This window comes from Roseivirga seohaensis, from assembly GCF_001592945.1.
GTDB lineage: Bacteria > Bacteroidota > Bacteroidia > Cytophagales > Cyclobacteriaceae > Roseivirga > Roseivirga seohaensis.
The window spans coordinates 22,373-48,436 of sequence record NZ_LRPB01000012.1; the positions used below are offsets into that span (position 1 = coordinate 22,373).

The window sequence follows — 26,064 nt, forward strand, 5'->3', positions numbered from 1 at the left end:
TTTTTCGGGAAAATGGAGTAATTTTGTGCTCATTTTCTAAATGAAGGTGTCATTAAATTTCCAATAATTATGTCAAAATTTCGAATTCTTTACGTTGCGAGTGAGATCAATCCGTTCCTAGAAACTTCCGCTGTTGCCGATTTTGTGAGAAAACTTCCACAAGCGATGCAGGAGAGAGGTATGGAGATTAGGATTTTAGTTCCTCGTTTCGGACTTATTAACGAAAGAAAAAACAGGCTACACGAAGTGGTCAGACTTTCAGGTATCAACATTTCTGTGGGTGACGAAGAAAAACCTTTAGTAATTAAGGTGGCGTCTATCCCAAATGCTAAACTACAAGTCTACTTTATTGACAATGAAGACTATTTTCATAGAAAATCGGTATTCGTTGATAAGGAGAATAACTTTTATGCAGATAATGACGAAAGGGCAATATTCTTCTGTAAAGGCGTTCTTGAAACAGTGAAGAAGTTAGGTTGGGCTCCAGATATTGTTCATTGTAATGACTGGATGACTAGTTTGATTCCATTGTACCTGAAGACTACCTATAAAAACGACCCTATATTTCAGAATACTAAGTCAATCTTTACAATCTATAACAATGCATTCTCACATCAGTTTGATGCAGATTTATTAGATAAGGTGAAAATGATGGACATTGATGATAGTATGCTTGAAAATTTAAAAACCGCGGATTTCGCTGGTTTTATTAAAACAGGTGCTGAATATGCCGATGCTGTTATTAGGGCCGAAGAAGAAGGTCATGAGGGTTTAAATGATTTAGTGACTGAAATCGAAAAACTTAAAAAAGTAGATACAATAGAGAAAGACGATAATTTCTTAGACTCTTATTATAACTTATATAATGAACTTGTTGGGTAAGATTAAAAGTATTGGGGCCTTAATGTTAGGCCTCACTCTTTTGTTTTCTTGTGAGAAGAACGGAGATTTTGGGTTTGGGTCAGATGATGTCTCACCTGTAGAGTTTTCAGTAGAAACGGTGGGCACTAGCTCGTCAGTTGTTCTATTGGATTCCATATCATCTACAAACTTAGGAGTAGGCTTTATTGGTAATATTGATGACCCTGATGTAGGGAAAGTTAAAGCTACCACATACGCCAAAATGGAGTTGAATGAAGATGATTTAAACAGTATATCTGAAGAGGCTATTCTTGATAGTGTTAAACTGAGTATTAAGTTTGGTTACTTATACAAGGACTTCGCAAAAACAGTGCGTCTTAAAGTAAGCTTGCTATCTGAACAAATAGAAGACACACTACATATCACAACTAATAGTACTGCCATTTCGAACGAATTGGTTGCTGCGGGTAACATTTTAATCGATGAACTTGATTCGGTTTATACCATAGATTTAGATATGGCTTTTGCCAACAGGTTATTCGAAATCATGAGAGATGAAGGGCCTGAAGTGGCTTCTCAAGAAGCTTTTGAAGCAGCTTTTCCTGGTTTAGCTTTTCAAACAGAGGATAATTCATCGAATGCTTATGGAATAGTTTTAGATCCAGAATCTTCGATGATTGACTTTTACTATAGTGAAGTGTCGAGCACAGGGGCGGTTAACGTTCCTTCTACACACAAAATAACGCTAGGAGACCTCACACATTATTTCGGGCTTGAACTCGATCGCTCAGGCACAGCGTTAGAGGGATTGACTAACACAAACGAAGAGTATTCACCAAGTTCTGGTTTACGATACATTCAAGCCGGTGCGGGAATTGTAACAAAAATTGATCTTTCTGAATTGGAAACATTTGCCAATTTAAAGCCCGAAGCAATTGTGAATACAGCTCAAGTCTCAATTGGGCCTATAGAAGAGCCTGTAGACGGAGTTACTCCTCCGACAAGGTTATTACTTTTACTTACCGACTCTGGAAACAGATTGATTCGTGATGGACAGAACTTTAGAGCCATACAGCAAGATGGTTCGAATCCAATTGGAAGTGAAACTCCGCTGATACTTTTATATGATGAGGATTCAAAAACTTATATTGGATCGATTACGTCATTTGTAGGCTATTATTTTTCTGATGTTTTTAGAAGAAACCAATTTTTCATTGCTCCCCCATCTGTAAATGGAGAGTTAGGAAATGTAGTATTTCGACCAGAAGATTTTAAACTAAAAGTTTTCTACTCCGAACTTAAATAGAGTAACCCATCTTCTTATATTTATCCAATAAAAAAAAAAATCGTATGTGCGGAATAGTTGGCTATTTAGGTCATAGAGAAGCTTATTCAGTAATTATCAAGGGTTTACAGCGCTTGGAGTATAGAGGCTACGATAGTGCCGGTGTGGCTTTGTTGAATGGCGACCTTAATGTTTACAAGAAAAAAGGAAAGGTAGCAGATCTCCATGATTTTGCTAAAGGAGAAAACTTAAAGAGTAATATTGGTATTGGGCATACGCGTTGGGCAACCCACGGAGAACCTAACGATGTAAATGCTCACCCACATTTATCAAACTCAGGTAAATTGGCAATGATTCATAATGGGATTATTGAAAACTATTCCTCTCTTAAAACCGACCTGATTAAAAAAGGCTATGATTTTAAGAGCGATACGGATTCGGAGGTGTTTATAAATTTTATTGAAGACATATATTTAAACTCTGAAGTTAGTCTTGCTGAAGCTGTTCGCTTAGCATTAAATAAAGTAGTTGGGGCATATGCTATCGCTATTATTTCTTTGGAAGATCCAAATTTAATGATTGCCGCGCGTAAGGGCAGTCCATTAGTTGTAGGCTTGGGTAAAGATGAGTTCTTTCTTGCTTCAGATGCTACTCCAATTATAGAGTATACCAACGAAGTGGTGTACCTAGATGATCAAGAAATTGCCATTATTAAAGATGGGCAACTTACCATAAAGAATGTTTCTGACGTTGAAATGACTCCTTATGTTCAAACTATTGATATTCAACTAGAAGCGATAGAAAAAGGTGGTTACGACCACTTTATGTTGAAGGAGATTTTTGAGCAACCAAAATCAATAGGTGACTGCCTCAGAGGCCGACTTCAAGCAAAAGAGGGCAAATTGGTGCTAGGTGGTATTTTTGACTACGTGACCAAAATGGTTAATGCCGATAGAATCCTGATTATTGCTTGCGGAACCTCTTGGCATGCTGGCTTAGTGGCTGAATACATATTTGAGGAGTTCTGTCGAATTCCGGTAGAAGTAGAGTACGCTTCTGAATTTAGGTATAGAAACCCTATCGTAAATGAAAAGGATGTAGTAATTGCTATTTCGCAATCAGGCGAAACGGCTGATACATTGGCTGCCATTGAGTTGGCCAAGTCGAAAGGTGCTACCATTATAGGGGTTTGTAACGTTGTGGGTTCTTCGATTGCACGAGCTACACATGCTGGTTCGTATACGCATGCAGGGCCAGAAATTGGTGTAGCAAGTACCAAGGCATTCACTGCTCAAATTTCGGTACTCACCATGATGGCCTTGATGATTGCTGAGAAGAAAGGCTCTCTTTCTGAAAGCAAATACAGAGCATTATTATTTGAGCTGGAATCAGTACCAGAGAAAGTGGCTAAGGCTTTGCTGCTAAATGATCAACTTGAGGAGATTGCTAAAGTATTTAAAGATGCTAGAAACTTCCTTTATTTAGGTAGAGGTTTCAATTTCCCTGTAGCCCTAGAAGGAGCCCTGAAACTGAAGGAGATTTCTTACATACATGCAGAAGGTTACCCTGCAGCAGAAATGAAACACGGCCCTATTGCTTTGATAGACGAAGAAATGCCAGTTGTAGTAATTGCTACTAAGGACAGTAGTTATGAGAAAATTGTTTCTAACGTTCAAGAAGTAAAGGCGAGAAAAGGTAAAGTAATCGCAGTCGTTTCTGAAGGTGATACTGAAATTCCTAAAATGGCTGATTATGTGATTGAAGTACCTCACATTAGTGATGCATTGATGCCACTTATTGCTGTAATTCCATTACAACTGTTATCATACCATATTGCGGTAATGAGAGGTTGTAATGTAGATCAGCCTAGAAACTTGGCCAAATCGGTTACTGTTGAATAATAGAAATTAAAAATATACTTAAATGAAAAGGGAGCTCAATAGGCTCCCTTTTTTAATGCGAAACTTGGCTTAAGTATTCCTTTTTAAGCATTGGACATATTTTATATCGTTCTTCTTTAGTATCGTCATACAAGGCTTCAAGAACTTCATAAACATTGTTGATTCCTATTTTTTTGCACCATTCAAAAGGACCAAAAGGGTAGTTGGTTCCTAACTTCATGCCTGTGTCTATAGCCTCTTTTGAGGCTGTGCCTTCCTGAAGCGTATAAAAGGCCTCATTAATAATCATGAAGATGATTCTAGGAGTTACCATCCCAACACGATCTACAACCATTTCAAAGTCAGTGTTTAGCTTTTTGCATAGGTCCGCCAAACCCGACTGGGCCTTATCATTCAAGGCTGAAACTTCTAGAATATCTCGATTCAGGAAAGTCGGTAAACCGTTAAACCCATAAAGGTTACAGTTCAGTTCTTCTTGGTAATAAGCCAGTTCTGCGAGTGATATTTTAGGAGCGTTTACGAATAGGTTAAGCCCTTCATATGCGCTAAATATCTCGAATTGCTCAGGGCTATCACCAATGAAAAAATCAAAAACACAATCAAATGAGGAGAGGTCTTCTTCGAAATCATAGTCCGTTTCGAAGCGGCATTCATGCCCCGTATTAAATTTTAATTTAAACTCTTCAATATTCTGTTCGGAACCGATGACTAGAATTTTCATAAATGTGTAATTTGCCCCAAAATTATTCATTAAATCAAACAATCCGAACATGTCGAAAATAATCGTTAATAGTCCAGATGCCCCAGCACCAATAGGGCCTTATAGCCAAGCCGTTAAAGCAGGTAATACATTATACATTTCAGGTCAGATTCCTTTTGATCAAGCTACTGGCGAAATGATCAATGAGAACATTACAGAAGAAACGCATCAAGTAATGAAGAACCTTGAGGCCATTCTTTCCGAAGCTGGAATGACATTCAATAACATTGTGAAATGTTCAATTTTTATTAAAGACATGAACCAGTTTTCTACCATCAATGAAGCTTATGGTGTTTATTTCAAAGAGAACCCTCCAGCAAGAGAATGCGTTGAGGTGGCCAGGCTACCTAAAGATGTGAACGTTGAAATTTCGTGCATTGCGGTAGATCTTTAATCCAAATAAATTTTAATTCATTGTAAATCACCAAGTCATTCTTAGCGATGGACTTGACTTTTGCGTATTTTTGCGCCCAAATTAAATTTCATGAGTGTTAGAGTAAGATTTGCCCCTAGCCCAACAGGAGCTTTACATATTGGAGGAGTTAGAACGGCTCTTTATAATTATTTATTTGCCAAGAAAAACGAAGGTAAATTCATTATTAGAATTGAAGACACCGACCAAAACCGCTATGTAGAAGGGGCTGAAGACTATATTCTCAAATCATTGGAATGGTGTGGTATTATACCAGATGAAGGCCCGCAAACTGGAGGCGATTTTGGCCCTTATCGCCAGTCTGATCGTAAATCTCTATACAAAGAATATGCTGACAGACTGATTGCTGAAGGAAAAGCATACTACGCTTTTGACACCCCAGAAGAACTTGATGAAATGCGTGAACGACTTAAAGAAGCACGCATGGCAAACCCACAATACAATGCCATCAGCAGAAATCAAATGAAAAATTCGTTGACAATGTCTGCCGAGGAGGTTGAGCAGAGGCTGGCGTCTGATGAACCTTATGTGATTCGCTTTAATATGCCTAAGAATGATGATGTCCGGTTTAAAGATGTAGTTAGGGATTGGGTTGTAGTAAATACCACCACGCTAGATGACAAGGTGCTGATGAAGTCAGACGGAATGCCAACCTATCATTTGGCGAATATCGTGGATGACCACTTGATGGAAATCACGCATGTAATTCGTGGTGAAGAATGGTTGCCTTCGGCTCCTTTACATGTTTTATTGTATGAAGCCTTTGGTTGGGAAGCGCCACAATTTGCCCACTTGCCACTGTTGCTCAAGCCCGATGGTAACGGTAAGTTAAGTAAGCGAGCCGCAGACCAATTGGGCTTTCCTATATTCCCAATGAATTGGTCTGACCCAGTTACAGGAGAGTTGTCAAAAGGCTTTAAGGAATCTGGTTACCTGCCAGAAGCTTGTATGAACTTCTTGGCTTTGTTGGGATGGAATCCAGGTACAGAGCAAGAAATGTTCACTATGGATCAGTTAATTTCTGAATTTTCGTTGGAGCGAATCAATAAATCGGGAGCCAAATTCGACATTGAAAAAGCGAAATGGTTCAATCAGCAATATTTGAAGAACAAGTCGAATGATGAGTTGGCTCAAATGCTGAAAGCAGAAAGCGATATAGATGCAGATTTAAAGCTATTGAGTACTATTGCTGGCTCAATGAAAGAGCGTATTACTTTCGTTTCCGATATTTTGGAAAACGGAGAGTTCTTCTTTTCTGCACCAAGCACTTACGATGAGAAAACGGTAAATAAAAAATGGACGGCAGAAGCGGTTAAGAAATTGGCTGAGTTTGCAAAGGAAATAGCTAAGCTTGAAAAGGTTAGCCCAGAAGAAGCAAAAGAGAAGTTTGTAGCCGTACTAGCAACAGACGATACTCCGCTTGGAAAAGTAATGCCCGCATTGCGTTTGGCTTTAACGGGAGCAGGAGGTGGCCCAGACCTCATGGAGATAATCTCTATTTTGGGAACAGCAGAAACAGTTAGCCGAATTAATACAGCTATTGAATCCTTAAAAACATCAAACTAAGTCATTCCGTTACTGACTAGGACTGATATAAATAATAATAACATGGCAAGGAAAAAGGAGAGTAAACAAAAGGATCAGAAGCCAAAGGTGAATAAAGAGCTTGAAGGAATGGAAATCAAGATCGACTCTTTTGGAGAAATTCGTAACTCCTTGTCAATTGATAAAATCAATGAGTTCTTGAACAAGAATGTTGATGATAAGAAGCTCCGAGATCGAGATGATCTGGATGAAATTAAGAGTAAAGAAAGTGATGAAGAGGAATAAAAATTCCTCTTCTCAAATTTTTTGAAATCAATTAAATCTTCTCTTTAATACCTGAATAAAGGCGTCCATTTCATCACCTTCAATATCCCATTTTTTATTGTATGGCTGGGTTTTTGCCAAAGCTTCATCCATGCTGTTCGCTGTATCAAGCTCTTCAAGCACCTTCGTCATTAATTCTTGATTGCCCTCAAAAAGTGTTTTAGTAAACATGATCCGCTCATTCAAGGTAAGTGTTTTTTCAAGCGGCTGTCTATTACTTTTCTGCAGCTTTTCTGCTAGTGTTGGTGCGGTTGTATTTCCGTTGAACCGATCATTAATGGTTTCTTTACCATTCTCATGCTTGTTAACAACAGTGTTTATTACCTCTGGTGTTTCTTCTATTTCTGGTGTGTGAATTGGTGCTGGGGCTGGCTCAATTACTACTTCTTTCTCGAAAAGGAGATCAAGTTTGTTTTCAGCTTTTAACTTTTGTAGAAACTCAATAGGTTCGGGAATTTCAAAATGAGAACTCATTGAATCGAATAAATTACCCAAATAAGCAGGGTTAATCGGTGTTTTTGCGGTTTCAAAAATTAATTTAAATCCTTCTGTATGCGTTTTGATGTACCTTAGCTTGCCTTTTGGAAGGTTTTCTCTGTTCATATCTAACAAATAGCTTAAGAGAAATTTCTTTGGAGCGAAAGTCAATAGTATTGTGGCCTCAATTGCCTTACTCAAAAGTGGCTCTAAATGCCCTCGGCCAATACTAATGTGGTTTGAAAGGGTATTCATAAACTCTTTAAGCGCTATTTGAACCTCTTCTGCTTCGTAATTAAAATAAGGACTTCTCAGGCGGGCCATTTCGGCTTGCCATTGGGTAAATAATGCTTCAATAATAAATGAATTCACTTGTCTGACATCGGTGAGACTCATAATGGACTCTCCGCTGATCTTATTTTTTCCAGCAAAAAACTCAGTACATATGTTTGCAGCAGTGGCAGTAGAAAAACTCGAGATTGATTCTTGCTTTAGCTTGTAGCTCATGGCTTATTTCTTTTGTTTTGTAAATTAAAAATTATGGGACAGATCACTATTGAAAACCTGAACAATAAAGAGATTTCTAACACAGATAACTCTAAATCGGTACTGGATATTATTCACGAAAGCGGAATCGACTGGATGCACGCTTGCGGTAAAAAAGGCCGTTGTACCACATGTAAAATTATAGTAGTAGAAGGAGCAGACCAACTGAGCCCGATTGAAGAAACAGAGCAACTGCTTTTCGATGCTGGTAAGCTTCAACCTGGAGAACGTGTGGCTTGCCAGGCAAAGTTACTGGGTGATGTGAAAGTTCGCGTAGCTGACAAAAATAAATTTCCTCATATGACCTATACCGCATAGTATGTTTATCGAACCACAAGGTAAAATAGCAGGAGAACATGCGTCAGGATCCATCGAGGTGGTTTGTGGCTGTATGTTTTCTGGAAAAACGGAGGAGCTAATTAGGCGCCTCCGAAGGGCTACTATTGCCAAACAGAATGTGGAAATCTTTAAACCAGCTATCGATACGCGTTACGATGTAGAGAACGTAGTTTCACACAATAATACCGTGATTCGGTCTACGCCAGTGCAGTTCGCGTCCGATATTTTGCTTTTATGCGGTGAAAGCGATGTGGTAGGAATTGACGAAGCACAATTCTTCGATGATCAAATCATAGATGTGTGCCGAACCATGGCCAATAACGGGAAGAGGGTAATTGTTGCTGGTTTAGATATGGACGCCCAAGGAAATCCTTTCGGCCCCATGCCTCAGTTACTTGCAATTGCAGAATTTGTAACCAAATTACATGCTATTTGTACAGTGAGCGGTAGCTTAGCTTCGTTCTCATACAAACTTTCCGACTCTGAAAGGACAGTGGAATTGGGTGAAAAGGATATTTACGAAGCTCGAAACCGCAAATACTTCTACAAGGGACTCGAAGAAAAAAAGAGAAATAAGAAAAAGTGATCAAACGCCTGCTTAGTCTGACTTTAGGAGCCGTCATGCTCCTTGCAGTGCAAACCAGCTTTGCACAAGGTCAGATTCCAGTTTTTAATTGGCGGTCGCACATCAGCTATAATAATGTGATTGACATTGCTGCGGCAGGCGAGTTGATTTATGCCGCTTCCCCCAACGGACTTTTCTTTGTCGATCTATCCGAAAACTCTGTCAACAGACTTACAAAAAGTAACGGACTTTCCGATGTGAGTATTGGCGCTATTGGCTACGATTCTGACTCCAAAACACTGGTGATTGGTTATGCAAATGGAAATATAGATTTGCTTTCAGCTAATGGTATACACAACATTAGAACAGTACTCGAAGCACCAACAACTACCAATAAATCATTTAAGGATATCGCCTTCAATGATGGAAAGGCCTACTTGTCCGGAGATTTAGGTATTATCGTTTTAGACCTTTCCTCCGAAGAAATTATCGAATCGTACCAGAGTATAGGTGTGAATGGCGAAAGTGTAAGTGTTTTAGAGATCGTATTTTCGAATGACCGCATTTATGCTGCTACCGAAAGCGGAATTCTTTCAGTCAGCTTAAAGAACGGAGTTAATCGCCAAGATTACAATAATTGGGAAAGAGATTTTGTTGGGATTCCTTTTTCGAATATTCATGAAGTAGAGTCGAAACTTTACGCTAGTTCAACTACGGATTTGTTTGCCTTCAATGGAAGCAGTTGGTCGTATCAAACTTCATCTGATGCATCGATTACGGCAATTACTTCCGATTCAGACTTACCATTGATTTTAACCAATTCCGGTATTTTTTCTTTCGACAATAATCAGTTTAACCTTCAATATAGCTTTCCAAAACAAGGAATTTCCCGAAATGAATTATTGCGCTATCAGAATTATTGGTGGGTGGGCGATGGCTTTGATGGCTTGCTCAAGGTAGAGTCTAATGGTCAACAATCCTTCAAACCTTCTGGCCCAGCCTACGACAATACTTGGTTGATAGGGAAGAATAAAGAACAAACGGTTAAGCTTTCAGGCGGATTTGACGATAATCTTTCGGCTTTAAATAGAGCCTCATTTTTCTCTTCTTTTTCGTTTGACGAGGGTTGGAAAAGCTTGGCTGTCGTGAATAGTCAAGGAGATAGCATTCAAGATTTGTTGGATTTTGAATCCATTTCTTTTTCAGGAGAGAACAAGTTGGTTTTAGCTTCATTTAATGAAGGCCTCTTCTTGTATTCAGAAGGAAACATTCGCTCGGTTAATGAAATTTCACCTAATACCACTTTGAATACAAGTGGGAATGTTAAAATCACTGGCTTGGCTAAGAGCGAGAATTCGCTATGGGTTACTGATTATGGAACATTGAATGTTCTTCACGAATGGAATTTTGAAGAGGATAGTTGGCGCTCTTATTCTCTGACCAACTCTCGAGCAAGATATGCGGTTTCGCTTTTCATTGCACCCAATGGCGATAAATGGCTTCCTATAGACGATAGTCGCGGAGGCGGAATTTTGGTGTTCAATGAAACCAGTAACACCGAACGATACTTGAACACCAATGGTGGGCAGGGCGGTTTGCCAGGAAGTAAAATCACTGCTTTGGTATTGGATAAAAACCAATTTTTATGGGTGGGAACTGACGAAGGGATCGCTTTTTTTCCTAACCTGAATGCCGTTCTTCAAGGCCAAGCGTTAACAGCCAGTATTCCTATTTATGAAAATCGCCTTTTGCTTCGCGATGAAAATATTACTGCCGTGGCAATCGACCCAGCTAATCGTAAATGGTTCGGAACGAAGAATAATGGGCTTTGGCTGTTTAGCGAAACGGGTGAGGAGTTGGTGCAAAGGTTTACTACTCAAAATAGCCCGCTCATTTCCAATACCATCACTTCGGTTTATGTTGAAGAAACTTCGGGAGAAGTGTTTGTTGGAACAGACAAAGGCTTGGTGTCTTTTAAAGGCGATGCTACTCAAGGTACTTTCGAACATCAAAATGTAAAGATTTATCCTAACCCAGTACCACCAAATTTCGATGGGCAAATTGTAATTAATGGACTGGTGAATAATGCTTCGGTAAAGTTTACTGACATTTCGGGTAAGCTGGTAAAAGAAACCAAAGCCAATGGCAGCACAGCCATTTGGAACGGCCGCGATAACAACGGTGCAAAAGTGAAAACCGGTGTGTATTTGGTGTTTAGCTCGAATGCCGATGGTACAGAAACCTTTGTTGGTAAAATAGTGGTTATCTAATGCTACATCGTACCCGAGGCATAGTTTTGAGCTATATAAAATATAGAGAAACCTCCGTCATAGTACGGGTGTTTACTGAAGCCTTTGGTATGCAAAGCTATATTGTGAACAGCGTTCGGAGTGCAAAATCAAGAGGAAAAATGGCGCTTTACCAGCCATTGAGCTTACTCGATTTGGTAGTGTATCATAAGAGCGGTAAAGACTTACAGCGGATTTCTGAAGCCAGATTTGCTTATGGTTATAGCTCTATTCCTTTTAATCCAGTAAAAACCGGAATAGGGATTTTCCTTACCGAAATGCTCAGCAAAACATTGCGAGAAGAATCGGAAAACGAAGGCCTTTATGATTTTGTGCATCAGGCCATGGTTATTTTCGATCATTTGGAAACGAACATAAGCAACTTTCATTTACAGTTTTTAATGAAATGCAGCGGTTACTTGGGCTTCGAACCCCAATCTGCCGAAGGGTTTATTGAAGAGCTAGGTGAGCATGGTGTTCACTTTTCTACTTTAGAAGCTGAAAGAGCAATTATTTCTGATTTAATGAACAAGCCTTTGGGAGACGAAATAACGTTGAGTAGTCAGCTCAGACGTGATGTGCTCTCACATATTATTAAGTTTTATCAGATTCACGTTTCAGGATTAAATGAAATAAAATCGTTAGAAGTACTGAAAGAGGTGTTGAGATAGTGAACTCTATAACGAATATTTAATAAATTAGACTGTTTTTAACCATTTGAGCCATGAGCGAAAAATTATACGATGAGGTTCCCTCACTAGATTTAGCCGATTTCACTTCGGGTGACCCAGCCAAAAAACAAGCATTTGTAGATGCACTAGGCCAAGCTTATAATAATATTGGATTTGTTGCCATTAAAAATCACGGACTTTCCGATGCCCAAACGCAAAAGCTTTATGCCATTATTCAGAAGTTCTTTATGTTGCCCGACAACATTAAGCAAAAATACGAAGTGCCAGAATTAGCAGGGCAGCGTGGCTATATAGGCAAAGGTAAAGAACACGCCAAAGGTCGTAAAACTGGCGACTTGAAAGAGTTTTATCATGTTGGCCAAGAGGTAACCGATGGCGACCCGATAAAAAACGAATACCCAGATAATATTTGGCCAGAAGAACTTCCAGAAATGGAAGAGATTGCGCTAGAAGTATATAAAACCATTGAGGCAGCAGGTATAAAAATGTTACAAGCCATTGCGCTTTATTTAGGTTTACCTGAGAATTATTTTGATGATAAAGTAAAGAATGGGAATAGCATTTTGCGTCCTATACATTACTTTCCAATAGAAAACCCAGACGAAGTACCTGATGATGCGGTTCGTGCAGCTGAGCATGGCGACATTAACCTGATTACGCTTTTAATGGGAGCCAGTGCCGATGGTCTTCAAGTGTTGAGAAATGACGGCAAATGGATTCCGATCACTGCTTTGCCAGAGCAATTGGTAGTAAATGTGGGCGATATGCTTTCGCGTCATACCAACAATAAGCTGAAATCAACAATCCATAGGGTGGTAAATCCGCCAAGAGAGCTAATGAAGAATTCACGTTTTTCAATTCCGTTCTTCATGCATCCGCGTTCCGACATGGATTTGACTTGCCTAGAAAGCTGTATTGATGCGGATCATCCAAAGCTGTATGACGACATTACGGCTGGCGAGTTTCTGAATGAAAGGCTTATTGAGTTAGGCTTGAAAAAGAAGTAAAGCACTTCGAGCTTTGATCAAGCGTATTCGATACTATATTTTTCTGCGTGATGTTTTACTCATGGCGGTAAGTGCCTTTGGTGGTGCCCAAGCTCATTTTGCCATGCTCATTAAAATCATGGTGAAGAAAAGAGGCTACCTCACCGAAGAAGAATTAATAGAATTGAATGCGCTTTGCCAAATTTTACCTGGTCCAACTTCTACCCAAACCATAACTGCCATTGGTTTTAGAATTGGTGGAGCAAATCTAGCCTACCTTACTTTATTGGTTTGGATGCTGCCGGCAGTTGCTGTTATGACCACGGCCGCCATTTTGGTAGACTCTTACCAAACCAAAAACCTGAGCTTAGAGTTTACGCGATTTATTCAGCCCATGGCTGTAGGCTTTGTAAGCTATGGCGCCTATATAATTGCTTCAAAAGTTGTCACAACCCGAACGGCTGGTGGATTGATGGCGCTTTCGGCCATTGTTACCTACTTTATTTCTAAACCGATAGCCTTGCCTTTGGTTCTGATTTTTGCTGGTACACTTACAGCATTCAAATACAAAAAACAGGTTCCCGAAGAGAAACAAAAGATAAAAATCAAATGGGGAAACTTTACGCTTTGGGCATTGGTGCTTTTAACAGCCGCTGGATTAGGTGCTGTTACTCAAGATAGGTTTGTATTACTTTTTGAGAATTTTTATCGAAACGGAAGTTTGATTTTTGGCGGAGGGCAAGTATTGATTCCCTTCTTACACACAGAGTTTGTAGAGTTTAAAGGCTTTCTTACCTCAGAAGAATTTCTTTCAGGTTTTGCGATGGTACAAGCTGTTCCTGGCCCAGTGTTTTCAGTAAGCTCATTTGTTGGAGCTTTGTCTGTTCGTGAGATGGGATTGGGTGCACAAATCTTGGGTGGTTTTGTTGCCGCCTGCGGAATTTTTCTACCCGGTACCTTCTTGATTTTCTTTGTTATTCGCTTTTGGGATGACCTAAAACGCTACCGTGTTGTAAGGGCTTCGTTGGAAGGAATTAACGCGGCCAGTGCAGGCATGGTGGCAGCTGCCGCTTTCGTTCTTTTTCAACCCATCGAAAACAATGTATTGAATGTAAGTGTGATTATCGGCACTTTCTTAATGCTTACTTACACCAAAATACCACCCCCATTTATCATTTTGGCTGGGCTACTGGCAGGAATTTTTATACCGAATATTTAGTAGTAGCAAACCTCCAACTTTCCAAAAGTTTCAAACTTTTGGAAAGTTAATTCTACTAAAAGCCTACAAACTTGTTATATCGAAGTTTAGGCTCACGCCTGTCTCACTAACATCGAAAGTTGCAGGAACCCCACAATAAACAGGTAAGTTTTTTTTCTCATGACCTAAAGGAAAGCTATAGGCGATTGGGATATTCAAGCCAGTTAGGTTACGAGAAATGACTTCCAATGCTTCTGCTCCAAAGCTATCCTTGTGGTCTTTCATGGAAGAAAAATCTCCGATGATTACGCCTGCCAAATCATCAAGTTTTCCAGCTCTTTTTAACTGCACAAGCATTCGGTCTAAATGATAAATATATTCCCCTACTTCTTCCAAAAAGAGGATTTTACCTTTGCTTTGGATTTCTGAAGAAGTACCTATGGAATTGCAAATGATGGATAAATTCCCTCCAATAAGTTCGGCATTGGCTTGACCGAGTTGATTTAACGGGTGAGGAGTGATGTTGTAATTTACCCTTCCTTCAAAAAGTATAGATTTTAAGCTTTCTGTAGTCAATTCATCCCAATCGAGAGTAACCGCCAATGGACCATGAATGCAGGCTACTGAACGATTGTTGAGTTCGGTAATGAGTGATGTAATGTCGCTAAAACCGCAAATCCATTTTGGGTTTTTGAGGAAATTGCTCCAATTGATTTGCTCCAAAATCCTTGTAGTGCCATAGCCGCCACGAGCAATTAGAATGGCTTTGATTTCGGGATTGTCTAGTGCTTCTTGTAAATCCTGAAGTCTTTGGCTGTCTGTTCCTGCAAAATAATGGTCTGTTGCTAGAACGTGCTCGCCCAAAACGGGTTTTAAGCCCCATTCGGTTAAGGTGTTCACCGCAAAAGTCAAGTCGGATTGAATTTTCTTGGCAGGAGCTACGATGGCAATTTTATCGCCTTTACTTAATAATGGAGGGGTGAACATGCCCCTAAAGTAAAAAGAAGACGCCTGATTAAGACGTCTTCTTTCAATTTTTATGTTGCTACAGCTTTGAAAAGCTACAACTCTTCTACTTTTTCAATATTCACGAATTCGATTTCCTTCTCAGGAGTAAGTTCAATACTTACAACGGAATCTTTATCCACTTTGCCAGATAAAATTTGCTTAGAAAGCTCGTTCAACACTTTGCGTTGAATCACTCTTTTAAGCGGACGAGCACCGTATTGCGGATCCCAGCCTAATTCTCCAAGGTAATCGAGCACTTCGTCAGTCGCTTCGATTTCAATTCCGTTTTCACTCAATTGGTTCTGAATTAAGCCAAACTGAATTCGAACAATCTGCCTGATATTATCGCGGTTGAGCGGCATAAACATGATCGTTTCGTCAATCCTATTTAAGAACTCTGGCCTCACCGATTTCTTCAGCTGATCCATCACTTCCATTTTCGTTTCCTCTATCACATCCAATACATTTTCTTCGTTAATAGTAGCGAAGTTGTCTTGAATTATGGTCGAGCCAATGTTGGTCGTCATAATGATGATGGTGTTTTTGAAGTTGGCGACTCGGCCTTTATTATCTGTTAATCGTCCATCATCTAAAACCTGTAAAAGAATGTTGAAAGCATCTGGGTGTGCCTTTTCAATCTCATCCAATAAAATTACCGAATAAGGTTTTCTACGCACTGCTTCTGTCAATTGACCGCCTTCATCGTAACCGACATAGCCCGGAGGTGCTCCAATCAATCTACTCACCGCATGACGCTCTTGATATTCTGACATATCGATACGTACCATATTGTTTTCGTCATTGAAGAGGTATTCCGCCAAGGCTTTTGCCAATTCGGTTTTTCCTACCCCAGTTGTTCCTAAGAAAATGAAAGAACCAATCGGGCGTTTAGGGTCTTGCAAGCCTGCTCTGCTTCTTCGAACTGCATCCGATAAAGCTGTAATCGCTTCTTTTTGTCCCGCCACGCGTTTACCCAATTCTTCCTCTAGATGAAGAAGTTTTTCACGATCAGACTGAAGCATTTTGGAGAGGGGAATTCCCGTCCATTTTGCTACTACTTCCGCAATATCTTCTGCATCCACTTCTTCTTTTAGCAAGGTTTTTTCGCCCTGCATTTGCTTCATGTTAGCTTTTTGTTCTTCTAGCTTGCGCTCGGCTTCTACGATTTTACCATAACGTATTTCCGCTACTTTACCGAAATCGCCTTCTCTTTCAGCTTTTTCAGCTTCAGATTTATAGCGGTCTATGTTTTCTTTGGCTTCGCGAATACTGGTGATCACCGATTTCTCGTTTTCCCACTTCGCTTTAAGCCCATCGCGCTTCTCGGAAATTTCTGCAATCTCTTTCGAAAGCACGGTTTCCTTGTCTTTGTTCTTTTCTCTACGGATGGCTTCGCGCTCAATTTCCAATTGCATGATCTTACGGTTCATCTCATCCAATTCTTGAGGAAGCGAGTCCATTTCAATACGCATTTTGGCGGCAGCCTCATCCATTAAGTCAATCGCTTTATCCGGTAAGAAGCGATCAGAGATGTATCGGCTTGAAAGCTCTACCGCAGCAATTACCGCGTCATCTTTTATTCGTACTCCGTGGTGCACCTCGTATTTTTCTTTGATTCCTCTTAGAATTGAAATGGCATCATCACGATCAGGCTCGTCAACAACAACTGCCTGAAACCTTCTTTCCAAAGCCTTATCTTTTTCGATATACTTCTGATACTCTTTTAGTGTTGTTGCTCCAATGGCATGCAGCTCACCACGGGCCAAAGCGGGTTTTAAGAGGTTGGCTGCATCCATTGCGCCTTCGCCTCCACCACCTGCTCCAATCAGAGTATGAATTTCATCAATGAAGAGAATGATTTCTCCAGCCGCATCTTGTACTTCTTTGATTACGGCTTTCAAACGCTCTTCAAATTCACCTTTGTATTTGGCACCAGCCACCAAAAGCCCCATATCCAAAGAGATAATGGTTTTCGATTTCAGGTTCTCAGGTACATCACCATCAATAATGCGTTGCGCCATACCTTCTACAATGGCGGTTTTTCCTACACCTGGTTCGCCCAAAAGAATTGGGTTGTTCTTCGTTCTTCTTGAAAGAATTTGAAGCACCCTTCTAATTTCTTCATCGCGACCAATTACGGGGTCGATTTTACCTTGTCTAGCGAGCTCATTTAAGTTTTTTGAATACTTGCTAAGCGACTGGTATTTGGATTCTGCGTTGGCGTCTGTTACGCTATTTCCTCCGCGTAACTCTTTAATAGCAGCAATCAACTCTTTCTTGCCAAAGCCCACTTCCTTCATCAGGTTGGCTACCTTGTCTTTTCCCGCCAAAAGGCCTAAAACAATATGTTCAATAGCTACGAATTCGTCTTTAAACTCCTTTAGGTAGTCTAAGCCTTTGGTGAGCGCTGCATGAGCATCGTTCGATAAATAGGGCTGCGAACTACTTCCGCTTACTTTTGGGTATCCGTTTACTATATCTTCCAGTTTTGTTTCAAACTGTACCTTGTTCACACTCAATTTTTTTATCAGGAAAGAAAGCACATTCTCATCCGATAAAAGGATCGCCTTTAAAAGGTGTCCTGGCTCAATGGCTTGTTGCTGATTTCCAGCGGCAAGCTCGGCCGCCTTTTGAATGGCTTCCTGCGATTTGATGGTATATTTTTTAAAATCCATGATTGTTGTTTTCCTTTTAATATTCTCAAGCTTTTAAGCTGACATCGCTACCATTACAAACTATAATCCATAGTTGATGTTCGGAAAATTTGGCCGAAAAATATGGCTTCATTGCTTTTATTCGGACATTATGTCTTAGATTTGCACAAAATTCCTTTAGAAATATGCCAAGAGTGAAGATAGAGTTACCTGATGTTTTTTTGTATGAAACTGAAATCAAAGTGCGCATTTCGGACATTAATTATGGAGGGCATTTGGGCAACGATAGCGTGCTGAGTATGATTCACGAATCGCGCTACCGTTTCTTTAATTCTTTGGGTTATAAAGACGAGCTTTCCATTGATGGCTGTGGTACAATCCAAGCCGATGTAGCCATTGCCTACAAGGGCGAAGCCTTTCACGGAGATTTAATTAAAGTAGAAATTGCCGTTGCTGAGATTAGTAAGAAGAGCTTTGAATTAGTGTACCGATTAAGCTGCGGTACTAAAGAAATTGCTCGGGCGAAAACTGGCATTGCCATGTTCGATTACAAAGAGAATAAAGTAGTGAATATCCCTGCATCATTCCTTTCAAAGATTCAAGCTTAGATCGTTACCTTTGCAAAATGGTAGAGGCAAAACGCGACATTAGACAACTCTCGCTCGAAGAAATTCAGGAGTTTTTTGTGAGCATTGGAGACAAGGCTTTTAGAGCAAAACAGGTGTATGAATGGCTTTGGAAGAAATCGGCAAAGGATTTTGACCAAATGACCAATATTTCGCTTTCTACCCGTGAACTTCTTAAAGAGAAATTTAGCATCAACCATATTAAGGTGGATGAGATGCAGCGCAGTTCGGACGGGACTATAAAAAATGCTGTGCGCCTGCATGACGGTATGACGGTGGAATCGGTATTGATTCCTACAGAAACACGAATTACCGCCTGTATTTCATCGCAAGTGGGTTGTAGTTTAGATTGCCACTTTTGCGCCACGGCCCGCCTTAAGCGTATGCGGAATTTAAATCCTGATGAAATCTACGATCAGGTAGTCGCCATTAAGGAAGAAGGAGAGCTTTACTTTGGTCGCTCGCTTACTAATATTGTGTACATGGGAATGGGCGAACCTTTGCTCAATTACCAAAACGTGATGGAGTCCATTCGAAAAATCACTTCGCCAGAAGGTTTGGGCATGTCGCCTAAGAGAATAACGCTTTCTACCGTGGGCATTCCGAAAATGATTATGCGCATGGCCGATGAGGACATGAAGTTTAATTTGGCTGTTTCACTGCATTCTGCTATTGACGAAACGCGCTCGAAGGTAATGCCAATCAACGAAAAAAGTGATTTGAATGAACTGGCAGAATCGTTGAACTATTGGTATCAGAAAACGAATCGAAAAATTACTTTTGAATATGTGGTTTGGAAGGGCATTAACGATGATGAAAGACACGCGCATGCTTTAGCCAAATACTGTGGCCGTGTAGCTTCAAAAGTTAATTTGATTGAATACAACCCAATTGACGATGGCATGTTTCAACAAGCCGATCCCGAAAAAATCGATATGTATGAAAGGATTTTAGGCGACAAGGGCATTATTGTAAATGTGCGCAGAAGCCGAGGAAAAGATATAGATGCGGCATGTGGTCAATTGGCCAATAAGTTATAAACCTTTTGGTTTTCAGGCCGTCTATAAATTATCTTGTTAATTCCCATGTATTTACGCTGATTTCATGACCAAAAAAATAGTTCTAGTATTGTTGCTTGCGTTGGTATTTAATGCCGGCTATGGTCAGAAAAACACTACAATACAAGAGAAACTGAAATTCTATAATAAGGAGTACCCTCAGGAAAAAGTTTACATCCACACCGATAGAAAGTATTATGCACCGGGCGAACCCATTTGGTTTCAGTCGTATATAACGGCTGGTTACCTTCATGAACCTTCTCCGTTTAGCGCTAATGTTTATATAGAGCTCTATTCAGCAAGTGATAGTTTGGTGGCCGAAAAACTAATTTTTTCCGATGATGGCTTCGGTCAGGGGGTAATTGATATTCCCCAGAAATTGGCAGAAGGTAACTATATATTACGGGCCTACACCAACTGGATGCGCAATTTTGATCAAGGCTTCTTTTTTGAAAAACCCATAGTAGTAGTCACCGGTAGCGAGTTAGAGAAGGGTGCTTCGGCTGTTGGTAGCGAAATTGATCTTCAATTTTTCCCTGAAGGAGGACATTTAGTAAGTGGAATTCCTACAAAAGTGGGCTTCAAAGCAATCAATAGATCAGGCAAAGGTGCCTATGTTGAAGGAGAAGTATATAATAGTGCAGGAGTGAAAGTTACCAGCTTTAGTGCCCAGCACGATGGAATGGGTTTGTTTACGCTGCTTCCGTTGGCTGGCGAGTCTTATAGCGTTAGATTAACAGGAAAGGATGAGGTTTACAGTCTTCCTGAATTAAAAAAAGAAGGCTATGGAATGGAGGCTATACTTCGTCCAAACCAATTAAGGTTGATTTTTAGGGCTAACATAAATAATCCTTCAAAAGATAAATTCAAAGCACTTATCCATACGCGTGGCTTGGTGTCGCATATTATAGAGGTTGATTTATCTAAGGGCGAGGCCTTGGGAGTGATTTCCACAGATGAAATACCAGCGGGCATTTCCCATATTACCCTTTTTAATGAGAATGATAGGCCTTTGCTTGAACGCTTGGTTTTTATTGATCGCCCGATCGAAACAAGCTTGTCTTTAGATAAGAATAACTATAAGCCCAGAGAGAAGCTTACCACCAAAATTAAACTGACCGACTTGAACGGAGACCCTTTCACAGGGATGATGTCGATGAGTGTTCTGGACATGGATAAAGTAATTGACGGCAGTCCAGAGCAGACCATTTATTCTGAATTATTGTTGACTTCCGACCTGAAGGGCTATGTTGACAACCCAATGTACTACTTCAATGGTGAAAATACCGAAGCTAAAAAACACCTTGATTTGGTAATGATGACTCATGGTTGGAGTCGGTTTGTATGGGATGACTTAATGAGTGATAATTATCCCAGCTTCGGTTTTCCTGTAGAGCTAGGAGTTTCTTTGGAAGGTACACTCTACAAAGAATCGAGCAATAAAATAGAATCGTCTGGTAAGGTGACTCTGGTAAATAATCGTTCTTTTCCTCCACTTATTTTAGAAGCCGAAACCGATAAAAACGGGCGTTTTTCTTTTCAAAACTTAATGGTTTACAAGTCGGACAACCTTCTGCTGAAAGGTAAAAGTTCTAAAAGTAAAGACAACGTTCGCTTTGAAGTTGATACTTTGAAGGAAAGCGTGAGTCTTCCGTTACCTGAGTTTAAGTCAATTTTGAGTGAAGAACTGAAATTTGAGAAAGAAGACTTCTTGCAGTTCAAAAAGGAGAGAGATATGATTGAAAGGGCTTTCAATCCAGACTCTTTATTTACCGATTTAGGAACGGTAATGGTAGAAGGCGACAAATTACAAGTAGAACGAGAAGACAAACAGCTGAAGGAGAAAACGGCTTATGGCAGAGGAACTGCCGCTTTTGATTTTACAGAATGGTCTGCCACAGGCGCCTACACCAATATTTTTTCTGCTTTGGTTGGCAAGTTTCCAGGGGTTACGGTACGGATGGGGCCAACAGGAGAACCCACTGTGGTGATTCGTGCGGGAGGCTTTACTTACCCAGCACTTTTTTTATTAGACGATGTTCCAACAGATGCAGCTTTAATTTCGGGTTTATCTCCTGTGAATTTTTCGAGAGTAGTTTTATTTAAAGGACTGGCAGCCACCGCAATTTTTGGAGATGCAGGAAAGGGAGGTGTGATGGCTTTCTATACAAAATCTGCCGATGGCATATCGCTAAGCCCAGAAGAATTGAAAAATAGTAGCACGGTAACAGTAGAATTGCCTTATACCTATGATCAGCCTAGAGAATTCTACGCACCTAAGTATGACGTTCAAAAACCAGAAGATGCCAAGCCCGATAAACGTGTTGTATTACACTGGCAAACCATGATTTCGTTAGACGAAAATGGAGAAGCTACTATCGAATTTTATAATTCAGATGACGCAAAGCAGATTATGTTTGATGTGCAAGGGTTGACCAATTCTGGTATTCCGTTTTTCATCAACAAAATTTATACTATAGAAGGAAAGAACTAATCCTTACTAGCGTTAAACAGCTTCTGCTTTTCTTCTTTGGTTAGGGCATCGTAGCCTCTTTCTGAAATTTTATCCAGAATAGCGTCAATTTCACTTTGCGAGGTTTCTGACTTCTTCTTTTCAGGGGTTTTAGCACTCTTGGTTGACTTAGCACTGCTACTCGATTTTGCACTTCTGTAGCTTACCTTAATTTTTGGCTGCGGCTTAAAAAGGCTTTTCACCCAAGTGATAAACTGAACGACAGGAATACTCCAGTCTGAACCACCTTGTAGCTGTTTCATACTTAAGTAACCAATTAAAGCTCCTCCTAAGTGGGCAAATTCTCCTCCAGCATTAATACCAGTTGTGTTTAGCAATGAACTTACTACAAAAAAGGCTGCAATGTATTTTAATTTTACAAGGCCAATAAAAATTAAGCGGACATTATAGTCAGGTAGAAAAGTAGCTGCACCTACTACAATAGCATTAACAGCAGCAGATGCCCCAAGAGCTTCCGCTACATTAACTTCATTTCCAAATAAAGGGATTAAGTTATACGCCAGAATAAATGTTAGGGCTCCACCAATTCCCCCCCAAACATATAGTCCTAACAACTTATTCTGCCCGATATATTCCACTATTATTTTTCCAAACCAATACATAAATAGCATATTCCAAAATATATGTCCTATACTGGCATGCATAAACATATGAGTTATCAGAGACCATGGCCTATATAGTAGTCTACTAGCATTAGATGGTAATGAAAAGAAACTCTCTACCTTTTGATAAACCTCTGTACTCTGACCGAAATCAAAGAATAACTTTAATAAGCCAAACATCACAAAAACCACCACATTGATAACAATCAACTGGTTTAAGATATTTCCCGTTTTAAACGCGAGTTTAAAATCGTCTAGAATACTATTCATGTGTTTTTAGTAAAATTCCCTTCTGCTTTTCTTCCAAAAAGTAACCAAGAAAAAGGCAATGATTGCACCCCCGATATGCGCCAAATGGGCCACGTTATCTCCTTGTGCTCTTTGAAATTCAGCGAACAGCTCATAAAGAATGTACACCGTAACTAAATATTTTGCCTTGATTGGGAAAGGAAGAAAGAGTAAGAAAAGTTCGGTATTGGGGAATAAAAGGGCAAAAGCCGCTAAAATTCCAAAAATTGCGCCCGAAGCTCCAACCATTGGGTAATCACCAAAGAAAGCGTATAGACCACGTGCATATTGAATAGACTCTTGTCTTAACTGTGGGCTGTCTTCGTTTCTGGAATATTGCTCAATGAAAGGATAAATATACTCTGGCTTGTACACATTGTGCTTTGCAATCAGGCGATTAAAATCTTCAGAATTAGGATTGTCTAAGTAGCTTTCAACATCATTTTTAATGGCACTCACCTCTAAGTAGTTTGCTCCTGTGTAGAAAAGTCCAGCTCCCACGCCTGTAACCATATACAGGATAATGAATTTCTTAGGTCCTAAAAACTGTTCTAAAAGCGGTCCGAAAATAAAGAGGGCAAACATGTTTCCGAAAATGTGCATTGGACTCAACGTGTCGTGCAGAAACATATAAGTAATAAACTGCACCGGATTGAAATTATCAGAGGCAATGAAATACAAGCCAAAGCGGCTACCCAAATCCATTTTCAGTAAAAACTGAACCAACCAAATTCCGATATTGATATATAGGAGGTTTTTTACAAGGGGAGTAAGTCGTCCAAACATAGGTGTTAGTTAAAAAACTGGTCTATTTTTTCCAATTCCATTACGAAAGATGTTTTTCTTCCATTAGGTGAATAATTCGGGTTTTTGCATGCAAAAAGTTGGTCGATCAATGAAGCCATTTCTTCTGGTGACAAAGTTGTTCCCGTTTTTAAAGAAGAACGTTTTGCGATTGATCTAGCAATGTTTTCATCGGCACTGATAGACAGCTCCGATTGATTTTGCTTGAACTGTTCAACAAAGCCCTCAAACAATTGTTTTTCGTTTGCCGCTTTTAAGTCTGCTGGTACTCCATTAATCACCACCGTATTTTTTCCAAATTCTGAAAACTCAAAACCAATGGCACTGATTTCGTCTTTCATACCCATAACGAGGGCAAAGTCGGCAGGGTTGAGTTCTAAACTTTGCGGAAACAACGACTGCTGAGAGGCTCCTGATCGGTTCTGGATCATCTGAAAAAAGCGTTCATATAAAATACGTTCATGTGCCTCTTGTTGTGCCACTAAAAGCAAACCAGATTTTACATGGGTTGCAATATACTTTTTATGAATCTGAAAATACTTTGCCGATGGTAAAACCGCTTCATGATTCGGTTTATAAGCCTCAGCTGTGTTGGCTGCGCTGCCCATGGTTACAGTGCTTTGTGCTTCTGGGTGAATGTCCAGCTGAGCGTTTTGTCTTTCTTCCTTTTCTATGTCCTTCTGTAGGCCGTCATACAATTTCTCCCAATGCGAAGTAGATTCGCGTTTTTTGTCCAAGTCTCGGAACTGCCCATAATTTCTATCTGATTGGCTTGAGATGGTTCCCGTGCTTGAGCCTTGAGATTGTGGCCGGAAAGAAGCAAAGTTGACATCGGCACCAAAGTCTAGGGCTGGAGTAATATTGTGCGTTCCTAAAGCTTGTCTTACGGCAGCCTTTACTATGGCATAAACCGTACGTTCATCATCAAACTTTATTTCAGTTTTGGTGGGGTGAACGTTGATATCGATGTGCTTTGGATCAAGCTCTAAAAAGAGGGTGTAGAAAGGAAAGTTTCCATCAGGAATAAGTCCAGTAAAAGCAGTGGTTACGGCATGGTTCAGGTAATTGCTTTTAATGAAACGGTTGTTCACAAAAAAGAACTGCTCCCCACGGGTTTTCTTAGCAAACTCAGGTTTTCCTACATAGCCGTAAACTTTCAGCATGTCGGTTTCTTCTAAACAAGAAGCCATTTGCGCTTGGTATTTTTTACCAAAAATGCCCACAATTCTATTGCTCAACTTACCCGAGGTAAGGTGATACATTTCCAAATCGTTGTGGTACATGGTCATTTCCACTTGAGGATTCGATAGCGCCACACGCTGAAATTCGTCAACGATATGGCGCATTTCAACTGAATTTGATTTTAAGAAATTCCGCCTTGCAGGAACATTGTAAAAAAGGTTTTTTACACAAAACGAAGTGCCAACTGGGGTAGAAGTGGGTTCTTGTTTTTTTACTTCGGAAGCCTCAATTTGAAGCAAAACCCCAAGTTCTTCACTTTCTTTTCTAGTTTTGGCTTCTACTTGGCTTACCGCAGCAATTGAGGCCATTGCTTCACCTCGAAAGCCCATAGTTTTTATACTGAAAAGATCTTCTGTAGAACGGATTTTTGATGTGGCGTGTCGTTCAAAACACATACGAACGTCTGTTTCAGACATTCCTGTTCCGTTGTCAATTACTTGAATTAAGGCTTTTCCTGCCTCTTTTATAATCAATTTAATGTTTGTAGCTCCTGCGTCAATGCCGTTTTCCAGTAGTTCTTTTACTACCGAAGCAGGACGCTGGACTACCTCGCCAGCGGCAATCTGATTGGCGATATTATCAGGAAGTAATCGTATTAAATCGGGCATGCAAGGTTGAAGAAATTACTTTCGCATTTTCTTCCAAATTAAATAAGGAACATAAAGAAGGGCAAGGTAGAAAATATCTTTTCCGATGTAAACGAAACCACCTACAAACAGCACCAAAATCACAAAAATGATTAGACGCAACATGATGGTTTGATCAACCCCATTTTTGGCGTGTTTCATGTTTTTTCTGAAAGAACCTTCTATTTGCGAACGATAACCTGCATCAAGTTTTGCATCGTCACTCAAACCCAACTCAGCTTTAATTCTGCTGGTGCGGTTCTCGATGTCTTCTTTTATAGGATCGTAGTACCGAGGCTTGATGTCGTATCGCTGATAATTGGGTTTCTTTACAAGACTTGGTAGCTTCATAATATAGTTTCTTATAATTTGACGTTCTTTATATCGCAAAGAATTTCGCTATAAACTACGTCATGAGCAAAT

23 protein-coding genes are annotated in these 26,064 nt (G+C 40.0%); 15 read left to right on the forward strand and 8 right to left on the reverse strand.

Translation table 11 applies throughout. The features are described 5' to 3' along the window. The first annotated feature begins 69 nt into the window (after nucleotides 1–69). The 3 genes from AWW67_RS05270 to glmS are packed head-to-tail and all read left to right on the forward strand — an operon-like array spanning nucleotide 70 to nucleotide 4,047. On the forward strand, nucleotides 70–882 hold the full coding sequence (locus AWW67_RS05270; RefSeq protein WP_053223516.1) for a glycogen/starch synthase: 813 nt from the start codon (nucleotides 70–72) through the stop codon (nucleotides 880–882). After that, entirely contained in the window at nucleotides 875–2,167 is a 1,293-nt protein-coding gene (locus tag AWW67_RS05275) for a DUF4270 family protein (RefSeq protein WP_176699997.1), read from the forward strand. The genes AWW67_RS05270 and AWW67_RS05275 overlap by 8 nt, the downstream gene beginning before the upstream one ends. A gap of 44 nt (nucleotides 2,168–2,211) precedes the next feature. Continuing rightward, nucleotides 2,212–4,047: a glutamine--fructose-6-phosphate transaminase (isomerizing) gene (gene glmS / locus AWW67_RS05280; protein ID WP_062300580.1), complete on the forward strand. Its 1,836-nt coding sequence runs from the start codon at nucleotides 2,212–2,214 to the stop codon at nucleotides 4,045–4,047. A gap of 52 nt (nucleotides 4,048–4,099) precedes the next feature. Here glmS and AWW67_RS05285 read toward each other — a convergent pair whose 3' ends face one another. After that, a complete protein-coding gene (locus tag AWW67_RS05285) occupies nucleotides 4,100–4,768 on the reverse strand; it encodes a 3-hydroxyacyl-CoA dehydrogenase family protein (protein ID WP_062300720.1) in 669 nt (222 codons plus the stop codon). 49 nt (nucleotides 4,769–4,817) lie between these two features. Between AWW67_RS05285 and AWW67_RS05290 the strand changes: the two genes are divergently transcribed. From AWW67_RS05290 to AWW67_RS05300, 3 genes are all read left to right on the forward strand, one after another. Further along, nucleotides 4,818–5,201: a RidA family protein gene (locus AWW67_RS05290; protein WP_053223519.1), complete on the forward strand. Its 384-nt coding sequence runs from the start codon at nucleotides 4,818–4,820 to the stop codon at nucleotides 5,199–5,201. Between the two features lie 90 nt (nucleotides 5,202–5,291). Continuing rightward, nucleotides 5,292–6,806, forward strand: coding sequence for a glutamate--tRNA ligase (gltX, locus tag AWW67_RS05295; RefSeq protein ID WP_062300581.1), 1,515 nt, complete (start codon nucleotides 5,292–5,294; stop codon nucleotides 6,804–6,806). Nucleotides 6,807–6,848: 42 nt separating this feature from the next. After that, complete coding sequence (locus tag AWW67_RS05300; protein WP_053223521.1) at nucleotides 6,849–7,070, forward strand: hypothetical protein; 222 nt, start codon at nucleotides 6,849–6,851, stop codon at nucleotides 7,068–7,070. A 27-nt stretch (nucleotides 7,071–7,097) separates the two neighbouring features. Here the strand turns inward: AWW67_RS05300 and AWW67_RS05305 are convergent, their stop codons facing one another. Then, the gene (locus AWW67_RS05305; RefSeq protein ID WP_062300582.1) at nucleotides 7,098–8,093 is read right to left on the reverse strand and encodes a DUF8457 domain-containing protein; all 996 of its coding nucleotides are present in this window, start codon (nucleotides 8,091–8,093) and stop codon (nucleotides 7,098–7,100) included. Between the two features lie 33 nt (nucleotides 8,094–8,126). On the opposite strand from AWW67_RS05305, the gene AWW67_RS05310 reads away from it, so the two are divergent. Genes AWW67_RS05310 through chrA form a run of 6 tightly spaced genes read left to right on the forward strand, consistent with a single transcriptional unit; the run spans nucleotide 8,127 to nucleotide 14,221 of the window. Next, nucleotides 8,127–8,450: a 2Fe-2S iron-sulfur cluster-binding protein gene (locus tag AWW67_RS05310; protein WP_053223523.1), complete on the forward strand. Its 324-nt coding sequence runs from the start codon at nucleotides 8,127–8,129 to the stop codon at nucleotides 8,448–8,450. Between the two features lies 1 nt (nucleotide 8,451). Beyond that, nucleotides 8,452–9,057, forward strand: coding sequence for a thymidine kinase (locus tag AWW67_RS05315; RefSeq protein WP_062300583.1), 606 nt, complete (start codon nucleotides 8,452–8,454; stop codon nucleotides 9,055–9,057). A gap of 35 nt (nucleotides 9,058–9,092) precedes the next feature. Then, entirely contained in the window at nucleotides 9,093–11,306 is a 2,214-nt protein-coding gene (gene porZ / locus AWW67_RS05320; protein ID WP_062300584.1) for a type IX secretion system anionic LPS delivery protein PorZ, read from the forward strand. Then, entirely contained in the window at nucleotides 11,306–11,995 is a 690-nt protein-coding gene (gene recO / locus AWW67_RS05325) for a DNA repair protein RecO (protein WP_062300585.1), read from the forward strand. Before porZ ends, recO begins: the two co-directional genes overlap by 1 nt. A gap of 53 nt (nucleotides 11,996–12,048) precedes the next feature. Continuing rightward, complete coding sequence (locus tag AWW67_RS05330) at nucleotides 12,049–13,023, forward strand: isopenicillin N synthase family dioxygenase (protein WP_062300586.1); 975 nt, start codon at nucleotides 12,049–12,051, stop codon at nucleotides 13,021–13,023. A gap of 13 nt (nucleotides 13,024–13,036) precedes the next feature. Beyond that, nucleotides 13,037–14,221, forward strand: a complete 1,185-nt coding sequence (gene chrA / locus AWW67_RS05335) for a chromate efflux transporter (protein WP_245620798.1) — start codon at nucleotides 13,037–13,039, stop codon at nucleotides 14,219–14,221. A 63-nt stretch (nucleotides 14,222–14,284) separates the two neighbouring features. Here the strand turns inward: chrA and AWW67_RS05340 are convergent, their stop codons facing one another. Together AWW67_RS05340 and clpB are read right to left on the reverse strand one after the other, a co-directional pair. Next, entirely contained in the window at nucleotides 14,285–15,187 is a 903-nt protein-coding gene (locus AWW67_RS05340; protein ID WP_062300587.1) for a S66 peptidase family protein, read from the reverse strand. A gap of 74 nt (nucleotides 15,188–15,261) precedes the next feature. Then, nucleotides 15,262–17,883, reverse strand: a complete 2,622-nt coding sequence (gene clpB / locus AWW67_RS05345) for an ATP-dependent chaperone ClpB (protein WP_062300588.1) — start codon at nucleotides 17,881–17,883, stop codon at nucleotides 15,262–15,264. A 164-nt stretch (nucleotides 17,884–18,047) separates the two neighbouring features. Between clpB and AWW67_RS05350 the strand changes: the two genes are divergently transcribed. The 3 genes from AWW67_RS05350 to AWW67_RS05360 all read left to right on the forward strand — a co-directional run bounded on the left by AWW67_RS05350 (nucleotide 18,048) and on the right by AWW67_RS05360 (nucleotide 22,040). Continuing rightward, nucleotides 18,048–18,470, forward strand: a complete 423-nt coding sequence (locus AWW67_RS05350; protein ID WP_062300589.1) for an acyl-CoA thioesterase — start codon at nucleotides 18,048–18,050, stop codon at nucleotides 18,468–18,470. Nucleotides 18,471–18,487: 17 nt separating this feature from the next. Then, a complete protein-coding gene (gene rlmN, locus AWW67_RS05355) occupies nucleotides 18,488–19,528 on the forward strand; it encodes a dual-specificity RNA methyltransferase RlmN (protein WP_062300590.1) in 1,041 nt (346 codons plus the stop codon). A 64-nt stretch (nucleotides 19,529–19,592) separates the two neighbouring features. Beyond that, nucleotides 19,593–22,040, forward strand: coding sequence for a TonB-dependent receptor (locus AWW67_RS05360; RefSeq protein ID WP_062300591.1), 2,448 nt, complete (start codon nucleotides 19,593–19,595; stop codon nucleotides 22,038–22,040). On the opposite strand, the gene AWW67_RS05365 is transcribed toward AWW67_RS05360, so the two are convergent. The 4 genes from AWW67_RS05365 to AWW67_RS05380 are packed head-to-tail and all read right to left on the reverse strand — an operon-like array spanning nucleotide 22,037 to nucleotide 25,992. Beyond that, a complete protein-coding gene (locus AWW67_RS05365) occupies nucleotides 22,037–22,951 on the reverse strand; it encodes a rhomboid family intramembrane serine protease (protein ID WP_062300592.1) in 915 nt (304 codons plus the stop codon). The two genes, AWW67_RS05360 and AWW67_RS05365, sit on opposite strands and share 4 nt — an antisense overlap. A 6-nt stretch (nucleotides 22,952–22,957) precedes the next feature. Next, nucleotides 22,958–23,755: a rhomboid family intramembrane serine protease gene (locus AWW67_RS05370; RefSeq protein ID WP_062300593.1), complete on the reverse strand. Its 798-nt coding sequence runs from the start codon at nucleotides 23,753–23,755 to the stop codon at nucleotides 22,958–22,960. A gap of 5 nt (nucleotides 23,756–23,760) precedes the next feature. Then, entirely contained in the window at nucleotides 23,761–25,623 is a 1,863-nt protein-coding gene (mutL, locus tag AWW67_RS05375; RefSeq protein WP_062300594.1) for a DNA mismatch repair endonuclease MutL, read from the reverse strand. Between the two features lie 15 nt (nucleotides 25,624–25,638). Further along, entirely contained in the window at nucleotides 25,639–25,992 is a 354-nt protein-coding gene (locus AWW67_RS05380; RefSeq protein ID WP_053223537.1) for a hypothetical protein, read from the reverse strand. Nucleotides 25,993–26,064: the final 72 nt, after the last annotated feature.